Below are 21,429 nucleotides of genomic sequence, written 5' to 3' on the forward strand. Positions count from 1 at the left end.
GTGATCAGGACGCGCTGACGTCGGGAGAGGGTGGGGTTCGGTGGCGTCCGGGCTCGTTGCCCGCAGGCGTTCCCCCGCCTCGGGCCCATCGCGAAAATGATATCGAAACTTGGGCACCGGTCCGCGCCGGTCCCGCGGCCGGGTCCTGCGCCTCGTCGGCGAGGTTGCCCAGGCGGATGCGCGCACCGTGTTCCTCGACGATCTTCTTCACCACGGCCAGCCCCAGGCCGGTGCCGCGGGCCTTCGTGGTGACATAGGGTTCGAATGCACGCTTGAGAACTTTTTCCGAGAAACCGGGGCCATTGTCCATCACCTTGAGGCGAATGGCACGCGTCTGGCCGTCATCCGGTCGGGTGGACTCGGTCGAGACGATGGCCAGGCCGTCCGGAAGATCGGCCACCGCGTCGAGCGCGTTCTGCACCAGGTTGTGGATGACCTGGCGCAGCTGGCTGGCGTCGCCGGCCAGCAGCGGCAGCTCCGGCGCGAGTTCGGCACGCAGCCGGCCGCTTTCCTGCTGGGCCGCGTACAGGCCCAGCACCTCGACGACCAGCGCGTTCAGGTCCAGCGGCTCCAGCCGGGCCGCGGGCAGCCGCGCGTAGTCGCGGAACTCGTTGACCAGCGTCTTCATCGCCTGCACCTGGGTGACGATGGTGCCCACCGAGCGCACCAGCATCTGCTGGTCGGTGCCGGCCAGCTTGGCCTCGAGCTTGTGCTGCAGCCGCTCGGCCGAGAGCTGGATCGGTGTCAGCGGATTCTTGATCTCGTGGGCCAGCCGGCGCGCCACCTCGGCCCAGGCGACGCTGCGCTGCGCGACCACCACGTCGGAGATGTCGTCGAAGACCAGCAGCCGTGCGCCTTCGGGCAGCAGCGCGCCGCGCACCAGCAGCGTCTGCGGCGCCTCGGTGCTGCCGAGCTCGAGCGATTCCTGCCAGTGCGCGTCGCCGGCCGGCTCGTCGCCGGTGTCCTCGAGGTCGCGCAGATGGGTCTCGAAGCGCGCCAGCACCGCGGCGGAGAAGGTCTCCAGGCCGGGCAGGCGGTCGATCGGATGCCGCGCCCAGGCCGAGGGGTCGAGGCTGAGAATGCGTGCGGCGCCGGGGTTGACGGTGTCGATGCGGCCATCGGCCTCGAAGACGATCACGCCCGAGCTGAGGTTGTCCAGGATGGTCTGCAGGTGCGCCTTGGCGCTCTCGGCCTCGGCCAGGCTGCGCTGCACCAGGCCGCGCGCATCGGCGAGCTGCTGGGTCATGTCGGCGAAGGAGCGGGTCAGGCCGCCCAGTTCGTCGCGCGAGGCGAAGACGGCGGTCGGGCGCAGGTCGCCGCGCGCGACCTGGCGCACGCCCTCGGCCAGCATCACCAGCGGGCGGCCGATCTGGTGACCCAGGCCGGCGGCCATCAGCAGCGCGCTGAAGATGCCCAGGATGAGCGTGAGCGTGAGGGTGCCGATGTACATGCGCCTCAGGCCTTCGCGGCCGAGCGCGCGCTCCTGGTACTCGCTGTAGGCCTGCTGCACCCGCAGCGCGTTGCCGACCAGCTCCTGCGGCACCGTCTGGGTGATCTGCAGATAGCGGTCGGCACTGTCCAGGCTCAGCGAGGTGGAAGGCATCCAGGCGATGGCCCGCACCCGCACCGGGCCGCCCGAGGTGATCGCACCGTCGATCGGCGTGTCGGCGTCCAGGCCCTCGAGCTGCGCGAAGACCCGCTGGCTGCGCGCCTGGCGCAGCAGCGAGGGGCTGGGCCGGTCCGGCAGCATCGCCGCGCCGACGGCGCCGCCCGCGCTGGCCAGCACCTGGCCGCTGCCCGAGAGCACCGCCACGCTCTGCGCGGCGAGCTGCTCGCGCAGCCGCTCGAGCATCAGCAGCTGCACCCGGCTGCCCGGGTCGGCGCCGCTCTCGGCGCTGCTCTCCGCGGCCTGCCGGGTCTTGGCGGCCACATCGTTGACCAGCAGCTGCAGCGTGGTGCGGCCGAGGTTCAGGCCCGACTCCAGCGCGCCCTCGACCTCGACGTCGAACCAGCTCTCGATCGAGCGCGCGACGAACTGGTAGGACACGCCGTAGATCAGCATGCCCGGCACCACCCCGACGAAGGCGAAGATCGCCGCGAGCTTGACCAGCAGCCGGCTGCCGAACTTGCCGTGGCGCATGCGCCGCACCAGCTGCGCCAGCGCCGCGACGATGACCAGGCCCAGCGAGGCCGCCACGCCGATGTTGACCCACAGCAGCCAATCGTAGTGGCGCTCGTAGAGCACCCGGTTGTTGGTGGCGATCGACAGCAGGAAGGCCAGCACCAGCACGGTGCCCCCGATCGCCAGCAGCGCGATCAGGACGGTCCAGCGCAGCGAGCTGCGGCTCAAGGGCGCGCTCCGCTGCCCGAGGGCGGCTGCTCATGCACCGGCACCGAGCGGCTGGCGCGCAGGTTCCAGTCGGGCTGGCTGCCGATGCCGATCTGCATCGGGCGCGGCAGCTGCTCGGTGTCGAGGCGGTAGGTGAATTCGAGCTGGAGGCGGTCCTCGTCGGCGGTCTGCGCATCGGCGATGCGCCAGTGGGTGAGGCGCTGCATCGCCCGCAGCGCCTCGCCGAGCGAGCGGTAGCTCTGCGACAGCCCGCCCTGGCTGACCTTGTAGCTCAGCGTCAGCGGCTGGTAGGCCAGCCGCCAGGTGCGGCTGACGCGGGCCAGCTCCTTGTCGCGCCAGTACCAGCGCGCCTGCATCAGTACCGCCTCGGCCGAGAAATGCAGCGCGATGCCGCGGTTGAGTGCATCTTCCACCGCGGGCGGCAGATCGAAGCGGGTCTCGAAGTTCAGCAGCACGCCCTGGTCGCCGCGCAGCGCATCGAGCCGCACCAGGTCGAGCGCCGCCGGTCGGGACGGCAGATGCACGGCCAGCAGCGAGGCAGCCGCCAGCGCCAGCAGCCGGCGGCGGTGCAGGCGGCGGTGCGGGCGAAGTTCAGGCGGTCTCGGCACGGGCCGTCAGGTCGATCAGGACGCGGGTGACTTGTGCAGGAGGGCGTAGAAGAATCCGTCGCCCGACCCGGCAGCCGGCGACGATGTCGCGCCAGCCGCCTCGACCCGATTGTCGGGCAGTGGCAGCAGATGGCCGGGCGCGCGCAGCGCACGCGCCTCCGGATGGCGTTGCAGAAATGATGAAATCTGCCCGGCGCCCTCGGCCCGGAAGATCGAGCAGGTGGCGTAGAGCAGCCGGCCGCCCGGCTTCAGCAGCGGCCACAGCGCCTCGAGCAGGCCGGTCTGGGTGCGTGCCAGCTCGGTGATGTCGCTGGCGCGGCGCAGCCAGCGCACGTCGGGGTGGCGACGCACGATGCCCGAGGCGCTGCACGGCGCATCGAGCAGGATGGCATCGAAGGGCTGGCCGTCCCACCAGGCGGCGGTGTCGCGGGCATCGGTGGCGCGGGTGCGGCCTTGCAGGTGCAGCCGCGCCAGGGTGTCGTCGACCCGCTTCAGACGGTCGGCGTCGGCATCGAGGGCCAGCACGTCCAGGTCGGCCAGCTCGAGCAGATGGGCGGTCTTGCCGCCGGGCGCGGCACAGGCGTCGAGCACCCGGGCGCCGGCCGGCAGGGCCGGCAGCTCGCCGCCGGGCAGGCCGCCGAGCAGCAGCGGCGCGGCTAGCTGCGCCGAGAGATCCTGCACCGACACCCGCCCGTCGGCGAAGCCGGGCAGCGCCTGCACCGGCGCCGGCGTCTCCAGCAGCACCGCCTGCGGCGCGCGGGCGCCGACGGCACGGGCCTGCAGCCCGGCCTCGGCCAGCGCGGCGACATAGCTTTCCGCGCTGCCGTGGCCGGCGTGGACCCGCAGCATCATCGGGCCGGGCTGGTTGGCGGCGTCCAGCAGCGCTTCCCAGCGGTCGGGCCAGTCGCGCCGGACCTGATCGATCCACCAGCGCGGATGCTGGTGCCGTGCCGCCGGCACCTCCTGCCGCAGCGCCGGCACCAGGACCTCGCGCTCGCGCAGGAAGCGCCGCAGCACCGCGTTGACGAAGCCGGCGCTGGCGGGGGTGCGCCGGCGTGCGCAGGCCACCGCCTGGTCGACCAGCGTGTGCTCGGCATAGGGCGGCTCGGCCTCGGGCCACAGCAGCGCCAGCGCGGTGATCAGCAGCGCGTCGACCGCCGGTGCGGGCCGGCGCGGCGCGAGCCGCTCGCGCGCGGCCTGGGCGCCGCCCATCCAGCGCATCACATGGAAGCTCAGCGCCTGGGTGCCGGGCCGGGCCTGCGGCGGGCAGGTGGCCAGCAGATCGGACAGCGAGCGGCCGGCGCGCACCGCGGCGACCATCTCGGCGGTGTGGTGCAGCAGCTGCGACAGCGGCAGCGAGGCCGGCGAGGCCGCGCCGGCAGGGGAGGGGGAATCGTGTCTCACGGCCGGCAGTCTACGCGGCCGGCGTGCTCAGGCCATGCTGCCGGGACGCGGCTGTTCCGGCTCGCGGATGAAGTGCGCGGCCAGCGTCGGTGGCAGCGGGGTGTCGATCAGCACGCAGGCCAGGCGCAGCGCCTCGGCGGCGACCGGCAGCGGCTCGTCGAGCCGGGTCCGCAGGCCGGGGCGGGTGTCGGCCGCATCGACCCAGGCCCGTGCCAGCAGCGGCCGGTGCACCCAGCCCAGACCGGCGAGCGTCTGCAGTGCGCGGCCGAGCTGGTCGACATCGGGCACCTGGCAAGGCGGCGGCACGGAAGCCGAGCCCCAGACCTCGTGCACCACCCGGTCATGCCAGGCGGCGCCGGCCGCATCGACCCGCTCGCGCCGTGGCGGCTCGGGCACCATGCGCGCCAGGTAGGCGCTCAGGCTGGCGATGGCCTGCCGCATCGCCAGCGGCAGCTGCGACAGCTCGTTGTCCTCGCGCAGTCCGCCGCGGTGCAGCCGCACCGGTCCGCCCAGCAGATGGCGCATCGCCAGCCAGGCCAGCCGGTCGAGCGCGCTGACGCTGCCGTCGGCGCACATCACCCGCCGCGCCGACTGCAGCAGCGCCTGGCGATCCTCCAGCGGCTGCTCCAGCGTGATCCGCAGCAGCAGCCGCTCCAGCGCGGGCAGCCGGGCAGCGGGCGGCAGTCGGCCGATGCGATCGCGCAGCGAGGCGGCACCCTGCACGCCGCGCACCGTCTCGTCCCAGGCGCGGCGCTCGGCATCGTTGCCCGGCCACAGCAGCAGCGCCAGTGCCGCGGCCTGGCGCTCACCCGGTCCGGCCAGGCGCCCGAGCTGCTGCCAGACCGCCAGGCCGTCGGCATCCAGTTCAGGCTGGGCGCGTGTCAGAGCATGCTGCATCGTGAGACAAAACTTGCATATTCAGCAATTTTTCTCACTTTGCTCCCTTGAACACGGGATTGTCTAGCCGGAAATTGTTTTTTTCGAAGACGCGTTTCCGCCCGGCAACGGCACGCCGCGGTATCGCTGAGGGGCCGCGGGACCGCGGTTCAGATCATCGGCGTCGGGCGGCTGACGAGCACGCCGCCGCGCGAGGGCGCCGCGCCGCTGGCCAGCAGCGGGGCGTCGCGCAGGCGCAGCAGCGTCGCCACCAGCGTGGTCGGGAAGAGGTGCAGCGCATCGTTGTAGGTCTGCGCGGCATGGTTGTAGAGATGGCGATCGGCGGCGAGCTGCTCCTGCAGCGTGTCGCGCTGGCGCAGCAGCTCGGTGATGGCGGCCACCGGGCCGCTGCCGGACGTCAGATCCTGCAGATGCAGCGCCAGCCCGTCCAGGGCCTGCAGCAGCGCGACTTCCGCCTCGCCGATGGCCTGCAGCGCGGTGCCGCGCATGCTGCGTGCCTGGGCGGCGTCCAGCGCATGTCCGGCCGCCTGCGCGGTCTCCACCAGCCGCACGATCAGCGCATGCTCGTCGCCGAGCATCGGCCGCGAGGCATGCGCCAGCGCCAGCGCGATGGCATGGCGCTGTCTCAGGTCGCTCGACAGCGGCGCGAACAGGGTCGTGGCGGCGCTGCGCAGGCGCTTCAGGCGCTGGGTCGCGCCGATGACCCAGAAGAACAGCAGCGCGACGACGATCAGGACCGGGATGGACATGGCGAGCGCGCGCTCCCGCTCAGAGGTCGGCCAGCCAGGCGGCGTGGCCGGCGCGGCGCAGCTCGCAGGCCGGGCAGTGGCCGCAGCCGTGGCCCCAGGGGTGGCGTGCCCCGCGCTCGCCCAGGTAGCAGGTGTGGGTGTGCTCGACGATCAGCTCGACCAGCGTCTGGCCGCCGAGCTGCTCGGCCAGGTCCCAGGTCTGGGCCTTGGTCAGGAACATCAGCGGCGTCTCGAGCGTCATCGGCGTGTCCAGGCCGAGCGAGAGCGCCACCTGCAGCGCCTTCATCGTGTTGTCGCGGCAGTCCGGGTAGCCGGAGTAGTCGGTCTCGCACATGCCGCCGACCAGCACCGAGGCGCCGCGCCGGTAGGCCAGCGTCGCCGCGAAGCCGAGGAACAGCAGGTTGCGGCCGGGAACGAAGGTGTTGGGCAGGCCGTTGGCCTGCAGCTCGATCTCGCGCTCGGTGGTGAGCGCGGTGTCGGAGATCTGGCCGATCAGGCTCAGGTCGAGCACATGGTCCCCGCCCAGGCGCGCGGCCCAGTGCGGGAAGGCCGCGCGCAGCTCCTCGCGCACCGTCAGGCGGCAGTCCATCTCGATGTGGTGGCGCTGGCCGTAGTCGAAGCCCAGCGTCTCGACCCGCTGGAAGCGCTCCAGCGCCCAGGCCAGGCAGGTGGTCGAGTCCTGGCCGCCGGAGAACAGCACCAGCGCGGTGCGCGGGTCGCGCGCGGCGTTCGTCAGCGCGCTCATTGGCGGATCTCGCCCTGGCCGAGCACCACCCACTTCATCGAGGTCAGCCCCTCCAGGCCGACCGGGCCGCGGGCGTGGAACTTGTCGGTGGAGATGCCGATCTCGGCGCCCAGGCCGTACTCGAAGCCGTCGGCGAAGCGCGTGCTGGCGTTGACCATCACGCTGGCCGAATCGACCTCGCGCAGGAAGCGCATCGCGTTGGGGTGGTTGGTGGTCAGGATCGCGTCGGTGTGGTGGCTGCCGAAGCGGTTGATGTGGGCGATCGCCTCGTCGAGCGTGTCGACCACCTTCACGCTGATGACGGGCGCCAGGTATTCCTCGGCCCAGTCGCGCTCGACCGCGGCCACGACCGTCGCGCCGGAGACGTCCGACAGGATGGCCTGGGCGCGCGGGCAGGCGCGCATCTCCACGCCCTTGGCGGCGAAGATCGTGCCGATCCGCGGCAGGAAGGCCGCGGCCTGATCCGCATGCACCAGCAGCGACTCGGTGGCGTTGCAGGGGCTGTACTTCTGCGTCTTGGCGTTGTCGGTGACCACCAGCGCCTGCGCGATGTCGACCTGCGCGTCGATGTAGGTGTGACAGTTGCCGTCGAGGTGCTTGATGACCGGCACCCGCGCCTCGGCCGAGATGCGCTCGATCAGGCCCTTGCCGCCGCGCGGGATGATGACGTCGACGAACTCGGGCATCGCGATCAGGCGGCCCACCGCCGCGCGGTCGGTGGTCTCGACCAGCTGCACCGCGGTGGCCGGCAGCCCGGCCTCGACCAGCGCTGCCTGCACGAGTTTCCACAGAGCCAGGTTGGAATGGATCGCCTCGGAGCCGCCGCGCAGGATGCAGGCGTTGCCGCTCTTGATGGCGAGCGAGGCGGCCTCGATGGTCACGTTCGGGCGGCTCTCGTAGATCATGCCGAACACGCCCAGCGGCACGCGCATCTGGCCGACGCTGATGCCGGTCGGGCGGCGCTTCACGCCGGTGATCTCGCCGATCGGGTCCGGCATCGCGGCGAGCTGCTCGCAGCCCTCGGCGACGGTGGCGACCACCTTCGGGCCGAGCTTCAGGCGGTCGAGCATCGGGCCGGACAGGCCGGCGGCCGAGGCCGCGTCCAGATCGCGGGCGTTGGCGGCGTCGAGCGCCGGGCCGTTCTCGCGCAGCAGCCGCGCCAGCGCCAGCAGCGTGCGGTTCTTCGCGGCGGTGGAGGCGGCGGCCATCGCGGTCGCGGCGCTGCGGGCAGCAGCGCCGACCCGGTTCATGTAGACGGCGATGTCCTGGGGGGCGAGCGTGTCGGGCGTGTCCATGCGCGCCATTGTCGCAGAGGGTGGCGTCGCAGAGAGGGGCCTGGGGGGGCTCAACCCTCCAGCGCCGCCACCTGCCGCAGTGCCCGCTCGAAGACCTCGACCGGCTGGCCGCCGGAGATCAGGTGGCGTTCGTTCAGGATGATCGCCGGCACCGAGCGGATGCCGTGCTGCTGGTAGAACAGCTCGCGCTCGCGCACCGCCTCGGCATGGCGGTCGCTCGAGAGCACCGCGTCGACCTCGGCGGCTTCCAGCCCGGCCTCGGCCGCGGCCTGCCACAGCACGTCGCGGGCACCCGGGTTCTGGCCCCGCGTGAAGTAGGCGCGCAGCAGCGCGTGCTTGAGCCGGCACTGTGCCTCGGGCGAGATCAGCCCGGCGTGATGCAGCAGCCGATGCGCGTCGAAGGTGTTCCAGATCCGGCTTCGCTTGCCCAGTCCGAAGGTGAAGCCGACGCTGGCGCCGCGCTGGCGGATCGCCTCGGTGTTGGCCGCGACCTGCTCGGGCGTGATGCCGTACTTGCGCGTCAGGTGGCCGACGATCTCCTCGCCCTCGGGCGGCATCGCCGGATTCAGCTCGAAGGGTTGCAGATGCAGCGTGGCGCTGATGCCGTCGGCGCGGACCCGGTCCAGGGCCTGCTCCAGCGCATGCAGGCCGATCGCGCACCACGGACAGGAAACATCGGAGACGAAGTCGATCTTCATGCCCGCGAGCATCGCTCAGCCCGGGGCTCCCTGTCCATCCAGCGCGCCACGCCAGGCGCGCAGCGCGCGCAGCAGCGGGCGTTTCTTCGACTGGTGCTCCTGCATGCGGCGCAGGATGTCGTCGAGCATGCGGATCGCGTCCATGATGTGCGGGCCCTTGTTGAGCATCACGCATTCGGCGCGCTCGCCCATCGCCGCGTCGGTGATCTCGGCGCGCGAGGGCCGGCCGGTGCGCGCCAGCGTCTCGAGCACCTGGGTGGCCCAGACCACCGGCAGGTGCGCGGCCTCGCAGGCCCAGAGCATTTCCTCCTGCACCTCGGCCAGCCGCTCGTAGCCGCATTCGACCGCCAGGTCGCCGCGCGCGATCATCACGCCGGCGGTCGGCCCCTCCATCGCCGCCAGCAGGATCGAGGGCAGGGCGGCAAAGCCGCGCTGCGTCTCGATCTTCAGCATCAGGCCCAGCGTGCTGGCGCCGCGCGCGGCCAGTTCGGCGCGCAGCCGGCGCACATCGTCGGCCGACTGGCAGAAGGACAGGCCGACCAGGTCGGCGGTGGCGACGACGGTGTCGAGGTCCTGCAGGTCCTGCGCGGTCAGCGCCGGCAGGTCGAGCGCGGTGTCGGGCAGGTTGATGCCCTTGTCGGCGGCCAGCTTCTCGCCGCCCTCGCGTGCCGAGCCGATCTCGACCAGCACGCCGCCGCCGTCCAGACGCTTGCGCACCACGCCGCCGATGCGGCCGTCGTCGAACCAGATGCGGTCGCCGCGCCGCACCGCCGCCAGCGCTTCCGGCAGGGTGCAGGAGACACTGGCCGGCTGCGCGCGCCGGCCGCGCCCGACCGGGCGGGCCTCGTGGCCGAGGCCCTCGGGCAGCAGCTGCAGCCGGTCGCCGCGGCGCAGATGCAGCAGGCCCTGCGCCGCGGGCAGGTCATGCAGCGCGCTGCGGCGATCGCGGTGCGGCTCGTGGCGCAGCACCACGTCGGCGGTCAGGTAGGCGCTGCGGCTCAGGGCCGCGATCACGCCGTCGGCATGGCGCTCGACGATCTCGAGCTGGCGCTGCGCGCGCCGGGCGTCCTTCAGCGAGATCAGATCGCCGACCTTCAGCGGCGCGAGCCAGTCGGGGTCGACGCCCAGCACCGCATCGGCCTCGGCGCCGACCGGGCGGGCCGAGCCGGCCGGACGCAGCGCCAGCCGCGCCGGTGCGATCACCCGGCCCAGCTCGTCGCGGCGCGGGCGCAGCCGCACCACCTCCGGGCCGCTCTCGATCGGGCCGGTGCGCAGCTTCGGGCCGCCCAGGTCCATCAGGACCCGCACCTCGCGGCCGGCGCGGCGCGCGGCCAGCCGCACCGCCTCGGCCATCGCCTGCCACTGCGCCGGCGTGTCGTGGGCGCAGTTGATGCGCGCGATGTCCATGCCGGCCTGCACCATCGCGTCGATCCGGCCCGGATCGGCGGCGGCCTCGCCCGGCAGCGTCACCATGATGCGCACGTCGCGCCCGGGCGGCGTGCGGCCCAGCAGCGCCACCGCATGCCGCTGCAGCGCCTGGGTGCTGGCGCGGCTGCCGACCGGCTCGTCCGGGTCGCGCGGCGTCCAGTCGCGGCCGTTCAGCCGGTGCAGCAGACCGAGCACCTTGTCGATCGAGGCCAGCACATGCGGCTCGGCGCGGCCCAGGGAGGACAGCCCGAGCCGGGAAAGCTCGAGCTGCAGCGGTCTCAGGTCACCGGAGCGCAGCGCCAGGTAGTGCAGCAGGTTGCGCGCGCCCGCCTGGTGGGCCGGGTCGATGGCCGCCAGCCGGTCGGCATGGCGGTCGGCCAGCGCGGTCATCTGGCGCCGCAGCGCCCACAGCCGCTCGATCAGCGGCTCGCAGACCGCCGGATCCCAGCCGGGATCGATCGCGGGAGAGACCGAGGTCGCAGGGAGGTGTGGCGCCGTCATGATGTGCCGCTCGCGTCAAATGCCCCCAGTCTGCGCGGGGGCGATGTCAGCGGCATGACGGGCGGCGCGCTCAGTCCTTGAAGCCGTCCGGATTGGTCGACTGCCAGCGCCAGCTGTCCTCGCACATGCGGTCGATGCCGAACTGCGCCTTCCAGCCCAGGATCTGCTCGGCCGCGGCCGGGTCGGCGTAGCAGGAGGCGACGTCGCCGGGGCGGCGGTCGACGATGCGGTAGGGCACCGGGCGGCCGCTGGCCTTCTCGAAGGCCCGGACCACGTCGATGACGCTGTAGCCCTGGCCGGTGCCGAGGTTGACGGTGACCGAGCTTCGGGCCTCGAGCAGGTGGCGCAGCGCCGCCACATGGCCCTGCGCCAGGTCGCAGACATGGATGTAGTCGCGCACGCCGGTGCCGTCGGGCGTGTCGTAGTCGCCGCCGAAGACCTGCAGGAACTCGCGCTTGCCCACCGCGACCTGGGTGACGTAGGGCATCAGGTTGTTCGGGATGCCGCGCGGGTCCTCGCCGAGGGTGCCGCTGGCGTGCGCGCCCACCGGGTTGAAGTAGCGCAGGTAGGCGATCGCCCAGCCCGGGGTGCAGCGCTCGAGCTCGCGCAGCATCTGCTCGCCCAGCAGCTTGGTCATGCCGTAGGGGTTGGTGCTGGACAGCGCGCAGTCCTCGGTGATGGGCAGGCGCTCGGGCTGGCCGTAGACGGTGGCCGAGGAGCTGAAGACCAGCGTCTTCACGCCCTGGCGCTCCATCGCGGTGGCCACGCTGACCAGACCGCCGAGGTTGTTGCGGAAGTACTCGAGCGGCTTGGCCACCGATTCGCCCACCGACTTATGCGCGGCGAAGTGCACGACGCCCTGCACGCCGTGGCGGGCGATGATGTCGGCCATGCGGTCGGTGTCGTTGACATCGGCCTCCTCGAAGACCGGCTTCTCGCCCAGCAGGGCTTCCAGGCGCTGCAGCACGACGGGCGAGCTGTTGGCGAAGTTGTCGACGCCCAGGACACGGAAGCCCGCCTCCTTCAGCGCGATCCAGGTGTGGGAGGCGATGTAGCCGGTGGCTCCGGTCAGCAGGATGGTCGTCATGGGATGTGTTCAGATCGCAGTGGCGTTGGCGTCGGTCTCCTCCCGTGCCGCTCGCCAGCCCGGTCCCGACAGCGCCGATTGTGGCAAACCCGCATGGCGGGGTGATGATTTTCCTGAGCCCGGTTCGACGCGTCGGCCCTGATCTTGCCGGTCTGGCGAGAAAAACCACCATGCCAGGCGTGTACCTGTCCCCGAGAGTCCCGGCCGCGGGCGATCTGCGGGCCCCGCCTACAATCGCCGCCATGTTGCAAGCCCTGCTCGAACCCCTCGGTCGCGAGGCCCTCGGCCGCGTCACGCTGCTGCTCAACCATGTGCTGGCCGCCGAGCCGGAGGCCACCCGCCGCCTGCTCGGCCATGTCGGCCGCTCGATCGGCGTGCAGTGGCGCCAGTGGCCGGCGCTGCTGCCGGCGCCGCCGCGTGCGGTCTGGCGCGTGACCCCGGCCGGCCTGCTCGAGCTGGACGAGGACCTGCTGCTGGTGCCGGTCGGCGTCGGCGAGGAAGAGACGCTGGTGGTCACGCTCGACGGCAGCGAGATGCTGCGCTGGGGCCTGGCCGGCATGGCAGGGCGCCCGCCGATGGACATTCGCGGCGACGCCGCCTTCGCCGCCGAGGTCGCCTGGCTGGCCGAGAACCTGCGCTGGGACATCGAGGACGATCTGGCCCGCGTGATCGGCGACGGCCCGGCGCGCCTGCTCGGCCGCCTGGGCGGCGGGCTGGCGCAGACCGTCGGCGCCTTCGTGCAGCGCGTGCGCCGCCCGGCCTGATCCGGCCTCTGCCGCATCCATCATGAGGAACTGGCCCCGGCTCGCGCTGATCGCGTGGGTGATGCTGCGTCACGGCATGGACCAGCTGGTGCTGACGCAGTTCAGCCACCCGCTGCTGCGCGCGCTGGCGCGTGTGCTGTCGATCGGCCGGCGGCTCGATGCGCCGCGCGGCGTGCGCCTGCGCCTGGCCTTCGAGCGGCTCGGTCCGATCTTCGTCAAGTTCGGCCAGGTGCTGTCCACCCGGCGCGACCTGATGCCGCCCGACATCGCCGACGAGCTGGCCCGGCTGCAGGACCGCGTGCCGCCGTTCTCCAGCGCGCTGGCGCGCCAGCTGATCGAGAAGTCGCTCGGCCGGCCGATCGAGGCGGTGTTTGCGCAGTTCGATGCCGATCCGGTGGCCAGCGCCTCGATCGCGCAGGTGCATTTCGGCGTGCTGCATGACGGCCGCCAGGTGGCGGTCAAGGTGCTGCGTCCCGGCGTGCTCGAGGTGATCGACGCCGACCTGGGGCTGCTGCGCACCGGTGCGCGCTGGCTCGAGCGCCTGTCGGCCGACGGCCGGCGCCTGCGCCCGCGCGAGGTCGTCGCCGAGTTCGACAAGTACCTGCACGACGAGCTGGATCTGGGCCGCGAGGCGGCCAACGCCGCGCAGCTGCGCCGCAACATGGACGGCCTGGACCTGCTGATGGTGCCGGAGATGATCTGGGACCTCAGCTCGGCCGAGGTGCTGGTGATGGAGCGCATGTTCGGCGTGCCGATCAGCCAGGTCGAGCGGCTGCGCGAGGCCGGCGTCGACATCCCGAAGCTGGCGCGCGATGGCGTGACCATCTTCTTCACCCAGGTGTTCCGCGACGGCTTCTTCCACGCCGACATGCACCCGGGCAACATCATGGTGTCGCTGGCGCCGGCGACCTTCCAGCGCTACATCGCGCTGGACTTCGGCATCGTCGGCACGCTCGATGCGCGCGACAAGGAATACCTGGCGCAGAACTTCCTCGCCTTCTTCCAGCGCGACTACCGCCGGGTGGCCGAGCTGCACATCGAATCCGGCTGGGTGCCGCCGACCACCCGCGCCGATGAACTGGAAGGCGCGATCCGCGCGGTCTGCGAGCCGCATTTCGACCGGCCGCTGAAGGACATCTCGCTCGGCCAGGTGCTGATGCGGCTGTTCCAGACCTCGCGCCGTTTCAATGTCGAGATCCAGCCGCAGCTGGTGCTGCTGCAGAAGACGCTGCTGAACGTCGAGGGCCTGGGCCGCCAGCTCGACCCCGAGCTCGACCTGTGGAGCACCGCCAAGCCCTTCCTCGAGCGCTGGATGAACGAGCAGATCGGCTGGCGCGCGCTGGCCCATCAGCTGCGCCAGGAGGCGCCGCGCTATGCGCAGTACCTGCCGGCGCTGCCGCGGCTGCTGCATGATGCGCTCAAGGCGCAGGCGGGTGCGGCCTCGGGCAGCGGCGACGCGGCCGCCAGCCGCGAGCTGCTGCAGGCCCTGCTGGCCGAGCAGCGCCGCACCAACCGGATGCTGCAGACCGCGGGCTGGCTGTTCACCGGCTTCCTGCTGGGCGCGGTTTCCGCCGCGCTTCTGGTGCGCTGGATGATGCTCTGAAGACGTGCCTGAAGACGCGCCGCAAGACCGGGCACGCGACCTGCTTGTCTGCGCTCTATAATTCCTGTTTCGAATCAAGGGTTTAGCGATGCCGATCTACGCCTATCGTTGTTCCTCCTGCGGGCATGCGAAAGACGTGCTGCAGAAGATGTCCGATCCGGTGCTCACCACCTGCCCGGCCTGCGGGGCCGAGAGCTTTGCCAAGCAGGTGACCGCGGCCGGTTTCCAGCTCAAGGGTTCGGGCTGGTACGTGACCGATTTCCGCGGTGGCTCCGGCGCCGCCACCGGCGCGACCGGGGGCGCGACGGCCGCAGCCGCCGCGGCGGCCGCACCTGCCGCCGCCGCCGACAGCGGGGCATCGACCTCGTCGGCCGACAGCGGCTCCAGCGCGTCCTCGGCGTCGTCGACGCCCTGCGGCGGCTCCTGTGCCTGCCACTGAACACGGACCGAACGGATCGTCGTGAAGAAATACATCATCGCCGGCCTGCTGGTCTGGCTGCCGCTGGCCATCACCATCTGGGTCCTGCTGTGGATCCTGGGTCTGATGGACAGCGTGTTCCAGACCCTGCTGGGCGCCGCCACCGCGGTGCTGCCGGCCAGCGCGCATGCCCTGCTGGACCGGCTCTCGGCGGTTCCCGGGCTGGGCGTGCTGACGCTGCTGACGATGATGCTGCTGACCGGCGTGTTCGTCGCCAACATCGTCGGCCAGTGGTGGCTGCGGCAATGGGACCGCGTCCTGTCGAACATTCCGATCGTCAAGTCGATCTACACCTCGGTCAAGCAGGTCTCCGACACGCTGTTCTCCAGCAGCGGCCAGGCCTTCCGCGAGGCGGTGCTGGTCGAGTATCCGCGCCGCGACAGCTGGACCATCGCCTTCGTGACCGGGCGGCCCTCGGGCGAGGTCGCCTCCCGGCTGGGCGAGGCGGCCGGCCCGCAGCACGAGTTCGTCAGTCTCTATGTGCCGACCACACCGAACCCGACATCGGGCTTCTTCCTGATGGCGCCGCGCGCCGACGTGCGTCCGCTGGGCATGAGCGTCGACGAGGCGCTCAAATACATCATCTCGATGGGGGTTGTCGCCCCGCCGAGCACTCCCCACTGAGTCCAGAGCTCACAAGGCTCCAGAAAGTCACCACCATGCGCACCTGCTACGCAGGCCAGGTCAGCGAAGCACTGACCGGCCAGACCGTCACCCTCATGGGCTGGGCCCACCGTCGTCGCGATCACGGCGGCGTGATCTTCGTCGACCTGCGTGACCGCGAAGGTCTGGTGCAGGTGGTCTGCGATCCGGACCGCCCGGAGATGTTCAAGACCGCCGAGGGCGTGCGCAACGAGTTCTGCCTGAAGATCACCGGCCTGGTGCGCGCGCGCCCGGCCGGCACCGAGAACGCCAACCTGGTCAGCGGCAAGGTCGAGGTGCTGTGCCACACGCTCGAGGTGCTGAACCCGTCGGTGACGCCGCCGTTCCAGCTCGACGACGACAACCTGTCGGAGACCACGCGCCTGACGCACCGCGTGCTGGACCTGCGCCGCCCGGCGATGCAGAAGAACCTGATGCTGCGCTACAAGGTGGCGATGGAGGTGCGCAAGTTCCTCGACGAGAACGGCTTCATCGACGTCGAGACGCCGATGCTGACCAAGTCGACCCCGGAAGGCGCGCGCGACTACCTGGTGCCCAGCCGCGTGCACGACGGCCACTTCTTCGCGCTGCCGCAGTCGCCGCAGCTGTTCAAGCAGCTGCTGATGGTGGCCGGCTTCGACCGCTACTACCAGATCACCAAGTGCTTCCGTGACGAGGATCTGCGCGCCGACCGCCAGCCCGAGTTCACGCAGATCGACATCGAGACCTCGTTCCTGGGCGAAGAGGAAATCCGCTCGATGTTCGAGGGCATGATCCGCCATGTCTTCCGCAAGACGATGAACGTCGAGCTGGGCGACTACCCCGTCATGCCCTACAGCGAGGCGATGTTCCGCTTCGGCTCGGACAAGCCGGACCTGCGCGTCAAGCTCGAGTTCACCGAGCTGACCGACGTGATGGGCACGGTCGACTTCAAGGTCTTCTCGACCCCGGCCACCACCAAGGGCGGCCGCGTGGTCGCGCTGCGCGTGCCGGGCGGCGGCGCGATGAGCCGCGGCGAGATCGACGGCTACACCGAGTTCGTCAAGATCTACGGCGCCAAGGGCCTGGCCTGGATCAAGGTCAACGACATCACCAAGGGCCGCGAGGGCCTGCAGTCGCCGATCGTCAAGAACCTGCACGACCAGGCGCTCAGCGACATCCTGAGCCGCACCGGCGCGCAGAGCGGCGACCTGCTGTTCTTCGGCGCCGACAAGGCCAAGGTGGTCAACGACGCCATCGGCGCGCTGCGCCTGAAGATCGGCCACAGCGAGTTCGGCAAGAAGAGCGGCCTGTTCGAGGACCGCTGGGCGCCGCTGTGGGTGGTCGACTTCCCCATGTTCGAGTTCGACGAGGACGAGAACCGCTGGAACGCCTGCCACCACCCGTTCACCAGCCCGAAGGACGGCCACGAGGACCTGATGGACACCGATCCGGGCGCCTGCGTGGCCAAGGCCTACGACATGGTCCTGAACGGCTGGGAGCTGGGCGGCGGCTCGGTGCGCATCCACCGCGCCGAGGTGCAGGCCAAGGTGTTCTCGGCGCTGAACATCAGCGCGGAAGACCAGCGCATCAAGTTCGGCTTCCTGCTGGACGCGCTGCAGTACGGCGCGCCGCCGCACGGCGGCCTGGCCTTCGGCCTGGACCGCCTGATCACGCTGATGACCAAGGCCGAATCGATCCGCGACGTCATCGCCTTCCCGAAGACCCAGCGCGCGCAGTGCCTGCTGACCGGCGCGCCGTCGATGGTCGACGAGAAACAGCTGCGCGAGCTGCACATCCGTCTGCGCAACGCGCAGGCGGCGCAGGCTCAGCAGGGCTGAGCGGCGAGGGGCTGCTTCGGCGGCCTGATGACCCGGATCCTGGAATGCGGCTGCGGCCGCATTTTTCATGGTGCGATCAATGACAACGAACTGGAGCTTTGGTCAGCGCGCAGGTCTGTTCGATCTGCCTTCTCGCCCCATCTGCACGCTGCACGGTGATGAGTTTGGCCGCGACCTGTCACGCAAGGCACTGGCGAAGGCGGCAGATCACAAGCTGCGTGGGCTGCAGCAGTCGGCAGGGCTGTTCAATGCCGACACAGGCTGGGTGCTGCGGATCAACAAGAACGGCCGATCGAAGATGGGCGACAACCCGCAGCTCACGCCGGTCGAGTCACGGGCGATTGCCGGCATCGAGAGGCTGGTGGAGCAAGCCGTGCTGGCGGAAACCCATGGGGATGTCGAGCATCGCAATCCGCAGGTGCTGGCCATCCATCGGCTGTACGCAGCCCTCGAGATCCGAGGTGCGCTCTACAGGATCAAGTGGACGGTCAAGTCGTTTGCGGCTGTTGTCGGTCAGGGCGAGACCCTGCATGCACTTCAGGCCGTCGAAATAGAAAACGCCCCGCTGGGAACCTTGCCTGCGCATGAAGCACCAACGGTGCCAAAGCCGCAAGCTCAACCAACCACGGGGCGAGCCATCAGTGTAAGAGACCTGCTGATCGGTGCGCAACGGCATGATGGGAGCCCCTTCGGCTGATGCTTGCTGTCCTGCCGTCAGGTTTGATGCTTCGCAAGGCAGGCATGTCCTGAGCCCGGCACGCTGGGCGCATGTCTTCTCCCCCGCTCGCCCTGCGCTGGCTCGCCGCCAGCCGTCCCGGATTCCTGGTCGTCACGCTGGTGGCCACGCTGGTGGGCATCGGCTCGGCGCTGGCCTGCGGGGTGGCGCCGCGCTGGCCCGAGGCGCTGGCGACCGTCGTGCTGGCGCTGCTGACGCATGCCGCGGTCAATCTGCACAACGACTGGGGCGACGCGCTGATCGGCTCGGACGCGGTCAACACCGACCGCATCGGCCCGTTCACCGGCGGCTCGCGCGTGGTGCAGGACGGCGTGTTCACGCCGGGGCAGCTCAAGACCGCGGTGCAGATGCTGGCCATGGTGGTGACGGGCGGCGGGCTGCTGCTGGCGGCCCGCTCCGGTCCGGGGCTGCTGCTCATCGGTCTGGCCGGGCTGCTGCTGGGCTGGGCCTACTCGCAGCCGCGGCTGGCGCTGATGGTGCGCGGCTGGGGCGAGCTGGCGGTGGCCGCGGGCTGGTGGCTGGTGGTGGTCGGTGCCGACTTCGTGCAGCGGCGCGCCTTCGGCGCGATCGCGATGATCGCCGGCGTCAGTCCGGCGCTGCTGATCGCGGCGGTGCTGTGGATCGCCGAGTTTCCCGATGCGCGGGCCGATGCAGCGGTCGGCAAGCGCACGCTGGTCGTGCGTCTGGGCCCGGTCGCCGCGGCCTGGGGTTTTCTGCTGCTGATGCTGGCCGCGCACGGCTGGCTGCTGTTCTGGTGGTGGCGGCTGTGGCTGCCGGGCACGGCGGTGCAGGCGCTGCTGTCGCTGGCGCCGGGGCTGGCGGCGGCCGTGCTGCTGCTGCGCCATGCACGCGAGCCCGCGCGGCTGCGCCCGGCGATCGTGCTGACGCTGGTCTGCGCGATCGCGCATGGCCTGCTGCTGGCGGGCGCCTTCCTGCAGGTGCTGATGCTGCGGTGATGCCGCCGATGCCGAAACCGGTACGAAGCCGTGCCACTGGCTTGCCGCTATGCTTGTCCGCATGACGACGATGACCCAGGCGACGGCGCAGGCGCAGCCCCGGCCGCCGAAGATTCCCGAATCGGTGCTGGTCGTGATCCACACGCCCGCCCTCGACGTGCTGCTGATCGAGCGGGCCGATCGCCCCGGCTTCTGGCAGAGCGTCACCGGCTCGAAGGACTTTCTCGAGGAGCCGCCGCACGAGACGGCCGCGCGCGAGGTCCGCGAGGAGACCGGCATCCTGCTGGGCGCGCCCGGCGTGCCGGTCGAGGCGCTGCACGACTGGGATCTGCGCAATGTCTACGAGATCTATCCGGTCTGGCGCCACCGCTACGCGCCGGGCGTGACGCACAACACCGAGCATGTCTTCGGCCTGACGGTGCCGGCGGGCACGCCGGTGCAGCTCGCGCCGCGCGAGCATCTGGCCCATGTCTGGCTGCCCTGGCGCGAGGCGGCCGACCGCTGCTTCTCGCCAAGCAATGCCGAGGCCATCCTGCAGCTGCCGCAGCGGCTCGGGAGGATGCGGTGATGACCCGATCGCTGTCAGGCGGATCGTGGCGTCAGTCGGTGCTGCCCGAGCGCACCGGCACGCTGCGGGTGGCCACCTACAACATCCACAAGGGCGTGCGCGGCATGGGGCCGGGGCGCCGGCTGGAGATCCACAACCTCGGCGCCGGCGTGGCTGCGCTGGATGCGGACCTGGTCTTCCTGCAGGAAGTGCGGCTGTTCCATCATGGCGATGCGCGCCGCTTCGACCACACCTGGTTCGGCTGGCCGGAGCAGGGGCAGGCCGAGTTTCTCGCGCCGGAGGGCTATGAGGCCGCCTACCGCACCAATGCGGTCACCCGCGACGGCGAGCATGGCAATGCGCTGCTGTCGCGCTGGCCGGTGGGCGATGTCGAGCATGCCGATGTGTCCGACCACCGCTTCGAGCAGCGCGGCCTGCTGCATGTGCGGGTGCGCTGGCAGGGAACCGAGCTGCATGCGATCGTCGCGCATTTCGGCCTGATCCATGCCAGCCGGGTGCGCCAGGCGCAGCGCCTCGGCCAGTATGTGAACGAGCGCATTCCGGCCGGCGCGCCGGTCATCGTCGCCGGCGACTTCAACGACTGGGGCGAACGGCTCGATCCGCTGTTCGGCCAGGCCGGCCTGGCGCGATCCTGTCCGCCGCAGGGCTCGGTGCGGGCGATGCGCACCTTCCCGTCGCGCATGCCGCTGTTCTCGCTCGACCGGGTCTACACCCGCGGGCTGCACTGCCGCACCGTCACGGTGCCGCGCGGGCCGGCCTGGGTGCGCATGTCCGACCACCTGCCGCTGCTGGTCGAGCTGGAGCCGGCCTGACGATGGGCCTGTCGGAGGCGCTGTCCTGGTATCTGGTGCCCCGGCCGCTGTTCCGTGGCGGCCACCAGGTCGAGCTGCTGCGGGGCGGCGACCAGCTCTTTCCCGCGATGATCCGCGCGATCGAGCGCGCACGCCACGAGGTCTGGCTGGCCACCTACATCGTTCACGACGACGAGGCCACGCGTGCGGTCGAGCGGGCGCTGGCGCAGGCGGCGCGGCGCGGCGTGCGGGTGCGCCTGGTGATCGACGGTTTCGGTTCGCATGACAGCCTGGACCTGATCGAGCCGCGCCTGCGCGCGGCCGGCGTCGCGGTGGCGGTGTTCCGGCCGCTGTCGCGCTGGACGCACTGGCTGCAGCCCGGACAGCTGCGCCGGCTGCACATGAAGCTGTGCGTGGTCGACGGCGAGACCGGCTTCGTCGGCGGCATCAATCTGATCGACGATCGCATCGATCTGCACCACGGTCGCACCGAGCTGCCGCGGCTGGACTTCGCGGTGCAGCTGCGCGGCCCGCTGGCCGAGGCGATGGCGCATGCGACCCGGGCGATGTGGTCGCGGGCCTGGTTCGGCCGGGACTGGCAGCAGGAGCTGCGCTCGCTGCTGCTGGCCGGTCATCCAGTGCGCCGGGCGCGGGCGCTGATCCGGCAGATGCGGCTGACGCGGCGCAGCCCGCACCTGCCGCCGCTGCTCGAGCAGACGCTCGCGCCGGTACAGGCCGCCTTCGTGGTGCGCGACAACATCCGCCAGCGCCGCACCATCGAGCGTGCCTACATCGACGCGATCCGCCAGGCGCGCGAGCGCATCTGGCTGATCTCGCCCTATTTCTACCCCGGGCAGGAGTTCCGGCGTGCGCTGTGCCGGGCCGCGCGCCGCGGTGTGCAGGTGCGGCTGCTGATGCAGGGCAAGCCGGACTACCGCATCGCCGCGATGGCCGCACGGGTGCTCTATGACGAGCTGATGGCCTGCGGCGTCGAGATCCACGAGTACACGCCGGCCTTCCTGCATGCCAAGGTGATGCTGGTCGACGAGCACTGGGCCACCGTCGGCTCGTCCAACATCGATCCGATCTCGCTGCTGCTCAATCTCGAGGCCAATCTGATCGTGCGCGATGCGGATTTCGGCGCCGATCTGGCGCGCGAGATCAGCCGCGCGATCGCGGTGTCGGAGCCGGTCACGCCGCAGCGGCTGCGCTCCGGGCGCTGGCTGGTGATGGGGCAGCGCGCGCTGGTGGCCTGGATCGCGCATGTCTATCTGCGCGTGGCCGGGGTGACCGGCCGCTACTGAGAAGG

Annotated in this window: 20 protein-coding genes; 10 read left to right on the plus strand and 10 right to left on the minus strand. The window is 71.3% G+C overall.

Going from position 1 to position 21,429, the window contains the following annotated elements:
* Positions 1 to 4: 4 nt before the first annotated feature.
* From NFT33_RS14450 to galE, 10 genes are all read right to left on the minus strand, one after another.
* Entirely contained in the window at positions 5 to 2,350 is a 2,346-nt protein-coding gene (locus tag NFT33_RS14450) for a sensor histidine kinase (protein WP_251676369.1), read from the minus strand.
* Positions 2,347 to 2,958 carry a DUF4390 domain-containing protein gene (locus NFT33_RS14455; RefSeq protein ID WP_251676371.1) on the minus strand — a complete coding sequence of 204 codons (612 nt, stop codon included), beginning with the start codon at positions 2,956 to 2,958 and terminating at the stop codon, positions 2,347 to 2,349. The genes NFT33_RS14450 and NFT33_RS14455 overlap by 4 nt, the downstream gene beginning before the upstream one ends.
* A 15-nt stretch (positions 2,959 to 2,973) precedes the next feature.
* Positions 2,974 to 4,371 carry a 16S rRNA (cytosine(967)-C(5))-methyltransferase RsmB gene (rsmB, locus tag NFT33_RS14460; RefSeq protein ID WP_376744169.1) on the minus strand — a complete coding sequence of 466 codons (1,398 nt, stop codon included), beginning with the start codon at positions 4,369 to 4,371 and terminating at the stop codon, positions 2,974 to 2,976.
* An 18-nt stretch (positions 4,372 to 4,389) separates the two neighbouring features.
* Positions 4,390 to 5,259, minus strand: a complete 870-nt coding sequence (locus tag NFT33_RS14465) for a hypothetical protein (protein ID WP_149504614.1) — start codon at positions 5,257 to 5,259, stop codon at positions 4,390 to 4,392.
* 149 nt (positions 5,260 to 5,408) lie between these two features.
* Positions 5,409 to 6,008, minus strand: coding sequence for a LemA family protein (locus NFT33_RS14470; protein WP_149504613.1), 600 nt, complete (start codon positions 6,006 to 6,008; stop codon positions 5,409 to 5,411).
* A gap of 19 nt (positions 6,009 to 6,027) precedes the next feature.
* The gene (queC, locus tag NFT33_RS14475; RefSeq protein ID WP_251676373.1) at positions 6,028 to 6,753 is read right to left on the minus strand and encodes a 7-cyano-7-deazaguanine synthase QueC; all 726 of its coding nucleotides are present in this window, start codon (positions 6,751 to 6,753) and stop codon (positions 6,028 to 6,030) included.
* The gene (locus NFT33_RS14480; RefSeq protein WP_251676375.1) at positions 6,750 to 8,048 is read right to left on the minus strand and encodes a glutamate-5-semialdehyde dehydrogenase; all 1,299 of its coding nucleotides are present in this window, start codon (positions 8,046 to 8,048) and stop codon (positions 6,750 to 6,752) included. The genes queC and NFT33_RS14480 overlap by 4 nt, the downstream gene beginning before the upstream one ends.
* A gap of 50 nt (positions 8,049 to 8,098) precedes the next feature.
* Positions 8,099 to 8,758, minus strand: coding sequence for a DsbA family oxidoreductase (locus tag NFT33_RS14485; RefSeq protein ID WP_149504610.1), 660 nt, complete (start codon positions 8,756 to 8,758; stop codon positions 8,099 to 8,101).
* Positions 8,759 to 8,761: 3 nt separating this feature from the next.
* Positions 8,762 to 10,675 (minus strand): pyruvate kinase, encoded by a 1,914-nt coding sequence (locus NFT33_RS14490; protein ID WP_251676377.1) that lies wholly within the window; start codon positions 10,673 to 10,675, stop codon positions 8,762 to 8,764.
* Positions 10,676 to 10,745: 70 nt separating this feature from the next.
* A complete protein-coding gene (gene galE / locus NFT33_RS14495) occupies positions 10,746 to 11,762 on the minus strand; it encodes a UDP-glucose 4-epimerase GalE (RefSeq protein WP_251676379.1) in 1,017 nt (338 codons plus the stop codon).
* 242 nt (positions 11,763 to 12,004) lie between these two features.
* Here galE and NFT33_RS14500 point away from each other — a divergent pair, with 242 nt between their 5' ends.
* The 10 genes from NFT33_RS14500 to clsB all read left to right on the plus strand — a co-directional run bounded on the left by NFT33_RS14500 (position 12,005) and on the right by clsB (position 21,424).
* The gene (locus NFT33_RS14500; protein ID WP_149504607.1) at positions 12,005 to 12,526 is read left to right on the plus strand and encodes a hypothetical protein; all 522 of its coding nucleotides are present in this window, start codon (positions 12,005 to 12,007) and stop codon (positions 12,524 to 12,526) included.
* A 22-nt stretch (positions 12,527 to 12,548) separates the two neighbouring features.
* Entirely contained in the window at positions 12,549 to 14,129 is a 1,581-nt protein-coding gene (gene ubiB / locus NFT33_RS14505) for a ubiquinone biosynthesis regulatory protein kinase UbiB (RefSeq protein ID WP_251676381.1), read from the plus strand.
* An 88-nt stretch (positions 14,130 to 14,217) separates the two neighbouring features.
* Positions 14,218 to 14,568: an FmdB family zinc ribbon protein gene (locus tag NFT33_RS14510; RefSeq protein ID WP_220786600.1), complete on the plus strand. Its 351-nt coding sequence runs from the start codon at positions 14,218 to 14,220 to the stop codon at positions 14,566 to 14,568.
* Positions 14,569 to 14,589: 21 nt separating this feature from the next.
* Positions 14,590 to 15,231: a DUF502 domain-containing protein gene (locus NFT33_RS14515; RefSeq protein ID WP_251676383.1), complete on the plus strand. Its 642-nt coding sequence runs from the start codon at positions 14,590 to 14,592 to the stop codon at positions 15,229 to 15,231.
* A gap of 35 nt (positions 15,232 to 15,266) precedes the next feature.
* On the plus strand, positions 15,267 to 17,069 hold the full coding sequence (gene aspS, locus NFT33_RS14520; protein WP_251676385.1) for an aspartate--tRNA ligase: 1,803 nt from the start codon (positions 15,267 to 15,269) through the stop codon (positions 17,067 to 17,069).
* 79 nt (positions 17,070 to 17,148) lie between these two features.
* Entirely contained in the window at positions 17,149 to 17,766 is a 618-nt protein-coding gene (locus NFT33_RS14525; RefSeq protein ID WP_251676387.1) for an LPD3 domain-containing protein, read from the plus strand.
* A 71-nt stretch (positions 17,767 to 17,837) separates the two neighbouring features.
* The gene (locus NFT33_RS14530) at positions 17,838 to 18,761 is read left to right on the plus strand and encodes a prenyltransferase (RefSeq protein ID WP_251676389.1); all 924 of its coding nucleotides are present in this window, start codon (positions 17,838 to 17,840) and stop codon (positions 18,759 to 18,761) included.
* Positions 18,762 to 18,822: 61 nt separating this feature from the next.
* Entirely contained in the window at positions 18,823 to 19,329 is a 507-nt protein-coding gene (gene nudB / locus NFT33_RS14535; RefSeq protein WP_246607558.1) for a dihydroneopterin triphosphate diphosphatase, read from the plus strand.
* Positions 19,329 to 20,141, plus strand: a complete 813-nt coding sequence (locus tag NFT33_RS14540; RefSeq protein ID WP_251676391.1) for an endonuclease/exonuclease/phosphatase family protein — start codon at positions 19,329 to 19,331, stop codon at positions 20,139 to 20,141. Before nudB ends, NFT33_RS14540 begins: the two co-directional genes overlap by 1 nt.
* 2 nt (positions 20,142 to 20,143) lie before the next feature.
* Entirely contained in the window at positions 20,144 to 21,424 is a 1,281-nt protein-coding gene (gene clsB, locus NFT33_RS14545) for a cardiolipin synthase ClsB (protein ID WP_251676393.1), read from the plus strand.
* Positions 21,425 to 21,429: the final 5 nt, after the last annotated feature.

This window comes from Sphaerotilus sp. FB-3, from assembly GCF_023706025.1.
Lineage (GTDB): Bacteria > Pseudomonadota > Gammaproteobacteria > Burkholderiales > Burkholderiaceae_C > Sphaerotilus > Sphaerotilus sulfidivorans.

Excerpts from the sequence above, each read along its gene's own strand:
- NFT33_RS14490 (WP_251676377.1), bottom strand. The coding sequence starts at position 10,675 with ATGACGGCGCCACACCTCCCTGCGACCTCGGTCTCTCCCGCGATCGAT.
- NFT33_RS14525 (WP_251676387.1), top strand. The coding sequence starts at position 17,149 with ATGACAACGAACTGGAGCTTTGGTCAGCGCGCAGGTCTGTTCGATCTG.
- NFT33_RS14510 (WP_220786600.1), top strand. The coding sequence starts at position 14,218 with ATGCCGATCTACGCCTATCGTTGTTCCTCCTGCGGGCATGCGAAAGAC.
- NFT33_RS14480 (WP_251676375.1), bottom strand. The coding sequence starts at position 8,048 with ATGGACACGCCCGACACGCTCGCCCCCCAGGACATCGCCGTCTACATG.
- NFT33_RS14530 (WP_251676389.1), top strand. The coding sequence starts at position 17,838 with ATGTCTTCTCCCCCGCTCGCCCTGCGCTGGCTCGCCGCCAGCCGTCCC.
- NFT33_RS14470 (WP_149504613.1), bottom strand. The coding sequence starts at position 6,008 with ATGTCCATCCCGGTCCTGATCGTCGTCGCGCTGCTGTTCTTCTGGGTC.
- NFT33_RS14485 (WP_149504610.1), bottom strand. The coding sequence starts at position 8,758 with ATGCTCGCGGGCATGAAGATCGACTTCGTCTCCGATGTTTCCTGTCCG.
- queC (WP_251676373.1), bottom strand. The coding sequence starts at position 6,753 with ATGAGCGCGCTGACGAACGCCGCGCGCGACCCGCGCACCGCGCTGGTG.
- NFT33_RS14500 (WP_149504607.1), top strand. The coding sequence starts at position 12,005 with ATGTTGCAAGCCCTGCTCGAACCCCTCGGTCGCGAGGCCCTCGGCCGC.
- aspS (WP_251676385.1), top strand. The coding sequence starts at position 15,267 with ATGCGCACCTGCTACGCAGGCCAGGTCAGCGAAGCACTGACCGGCCAG.
- NFT33_RS14465 (WP_149504614.1), bottom strand. The coding sequence starts at position 5,259 with ATGCAGCATGCTCTGACACGCGCCCAGCCTGAACTGGATGCCGACGGC.
- nudB (WP_246607558.1), top strand. The coding sequence starts at position 18,823 with ATGACGACGATGACCCAGGCGACGGCGCAGGCGCAGCCCCGGCCGCCG.
- ubiB (WP_251676381.1), top strand. The coding sequence starts at position 12,549 with ATGAGGAACTGGCCCCGGCTCGCGCTGATCGCGTGGGTGATGCTGCGT.
- NFT33_RS14540 (WP_251676391.1), top strand. The coding sequence starts at position 19,329 with ATGACCCGATCGCTGTCAGGCGGATCGTGGCGTCAGTCGGTGCTGCCC.
- galE (WP_251676379.1), bottom strand. The coding sequence starts at position 11,762 with ATGACGACCATCCTGCTGACCGGAGCCACCGGCTACATCGCCTCCCAC.
- clsB (WP_251676393.1), top strand. The coding sequence starts at position 20,144 with ATGGGCCTGTCGGAGGCGCTGTCCTGGTATCTGGTGCCCCGGCCGCTG.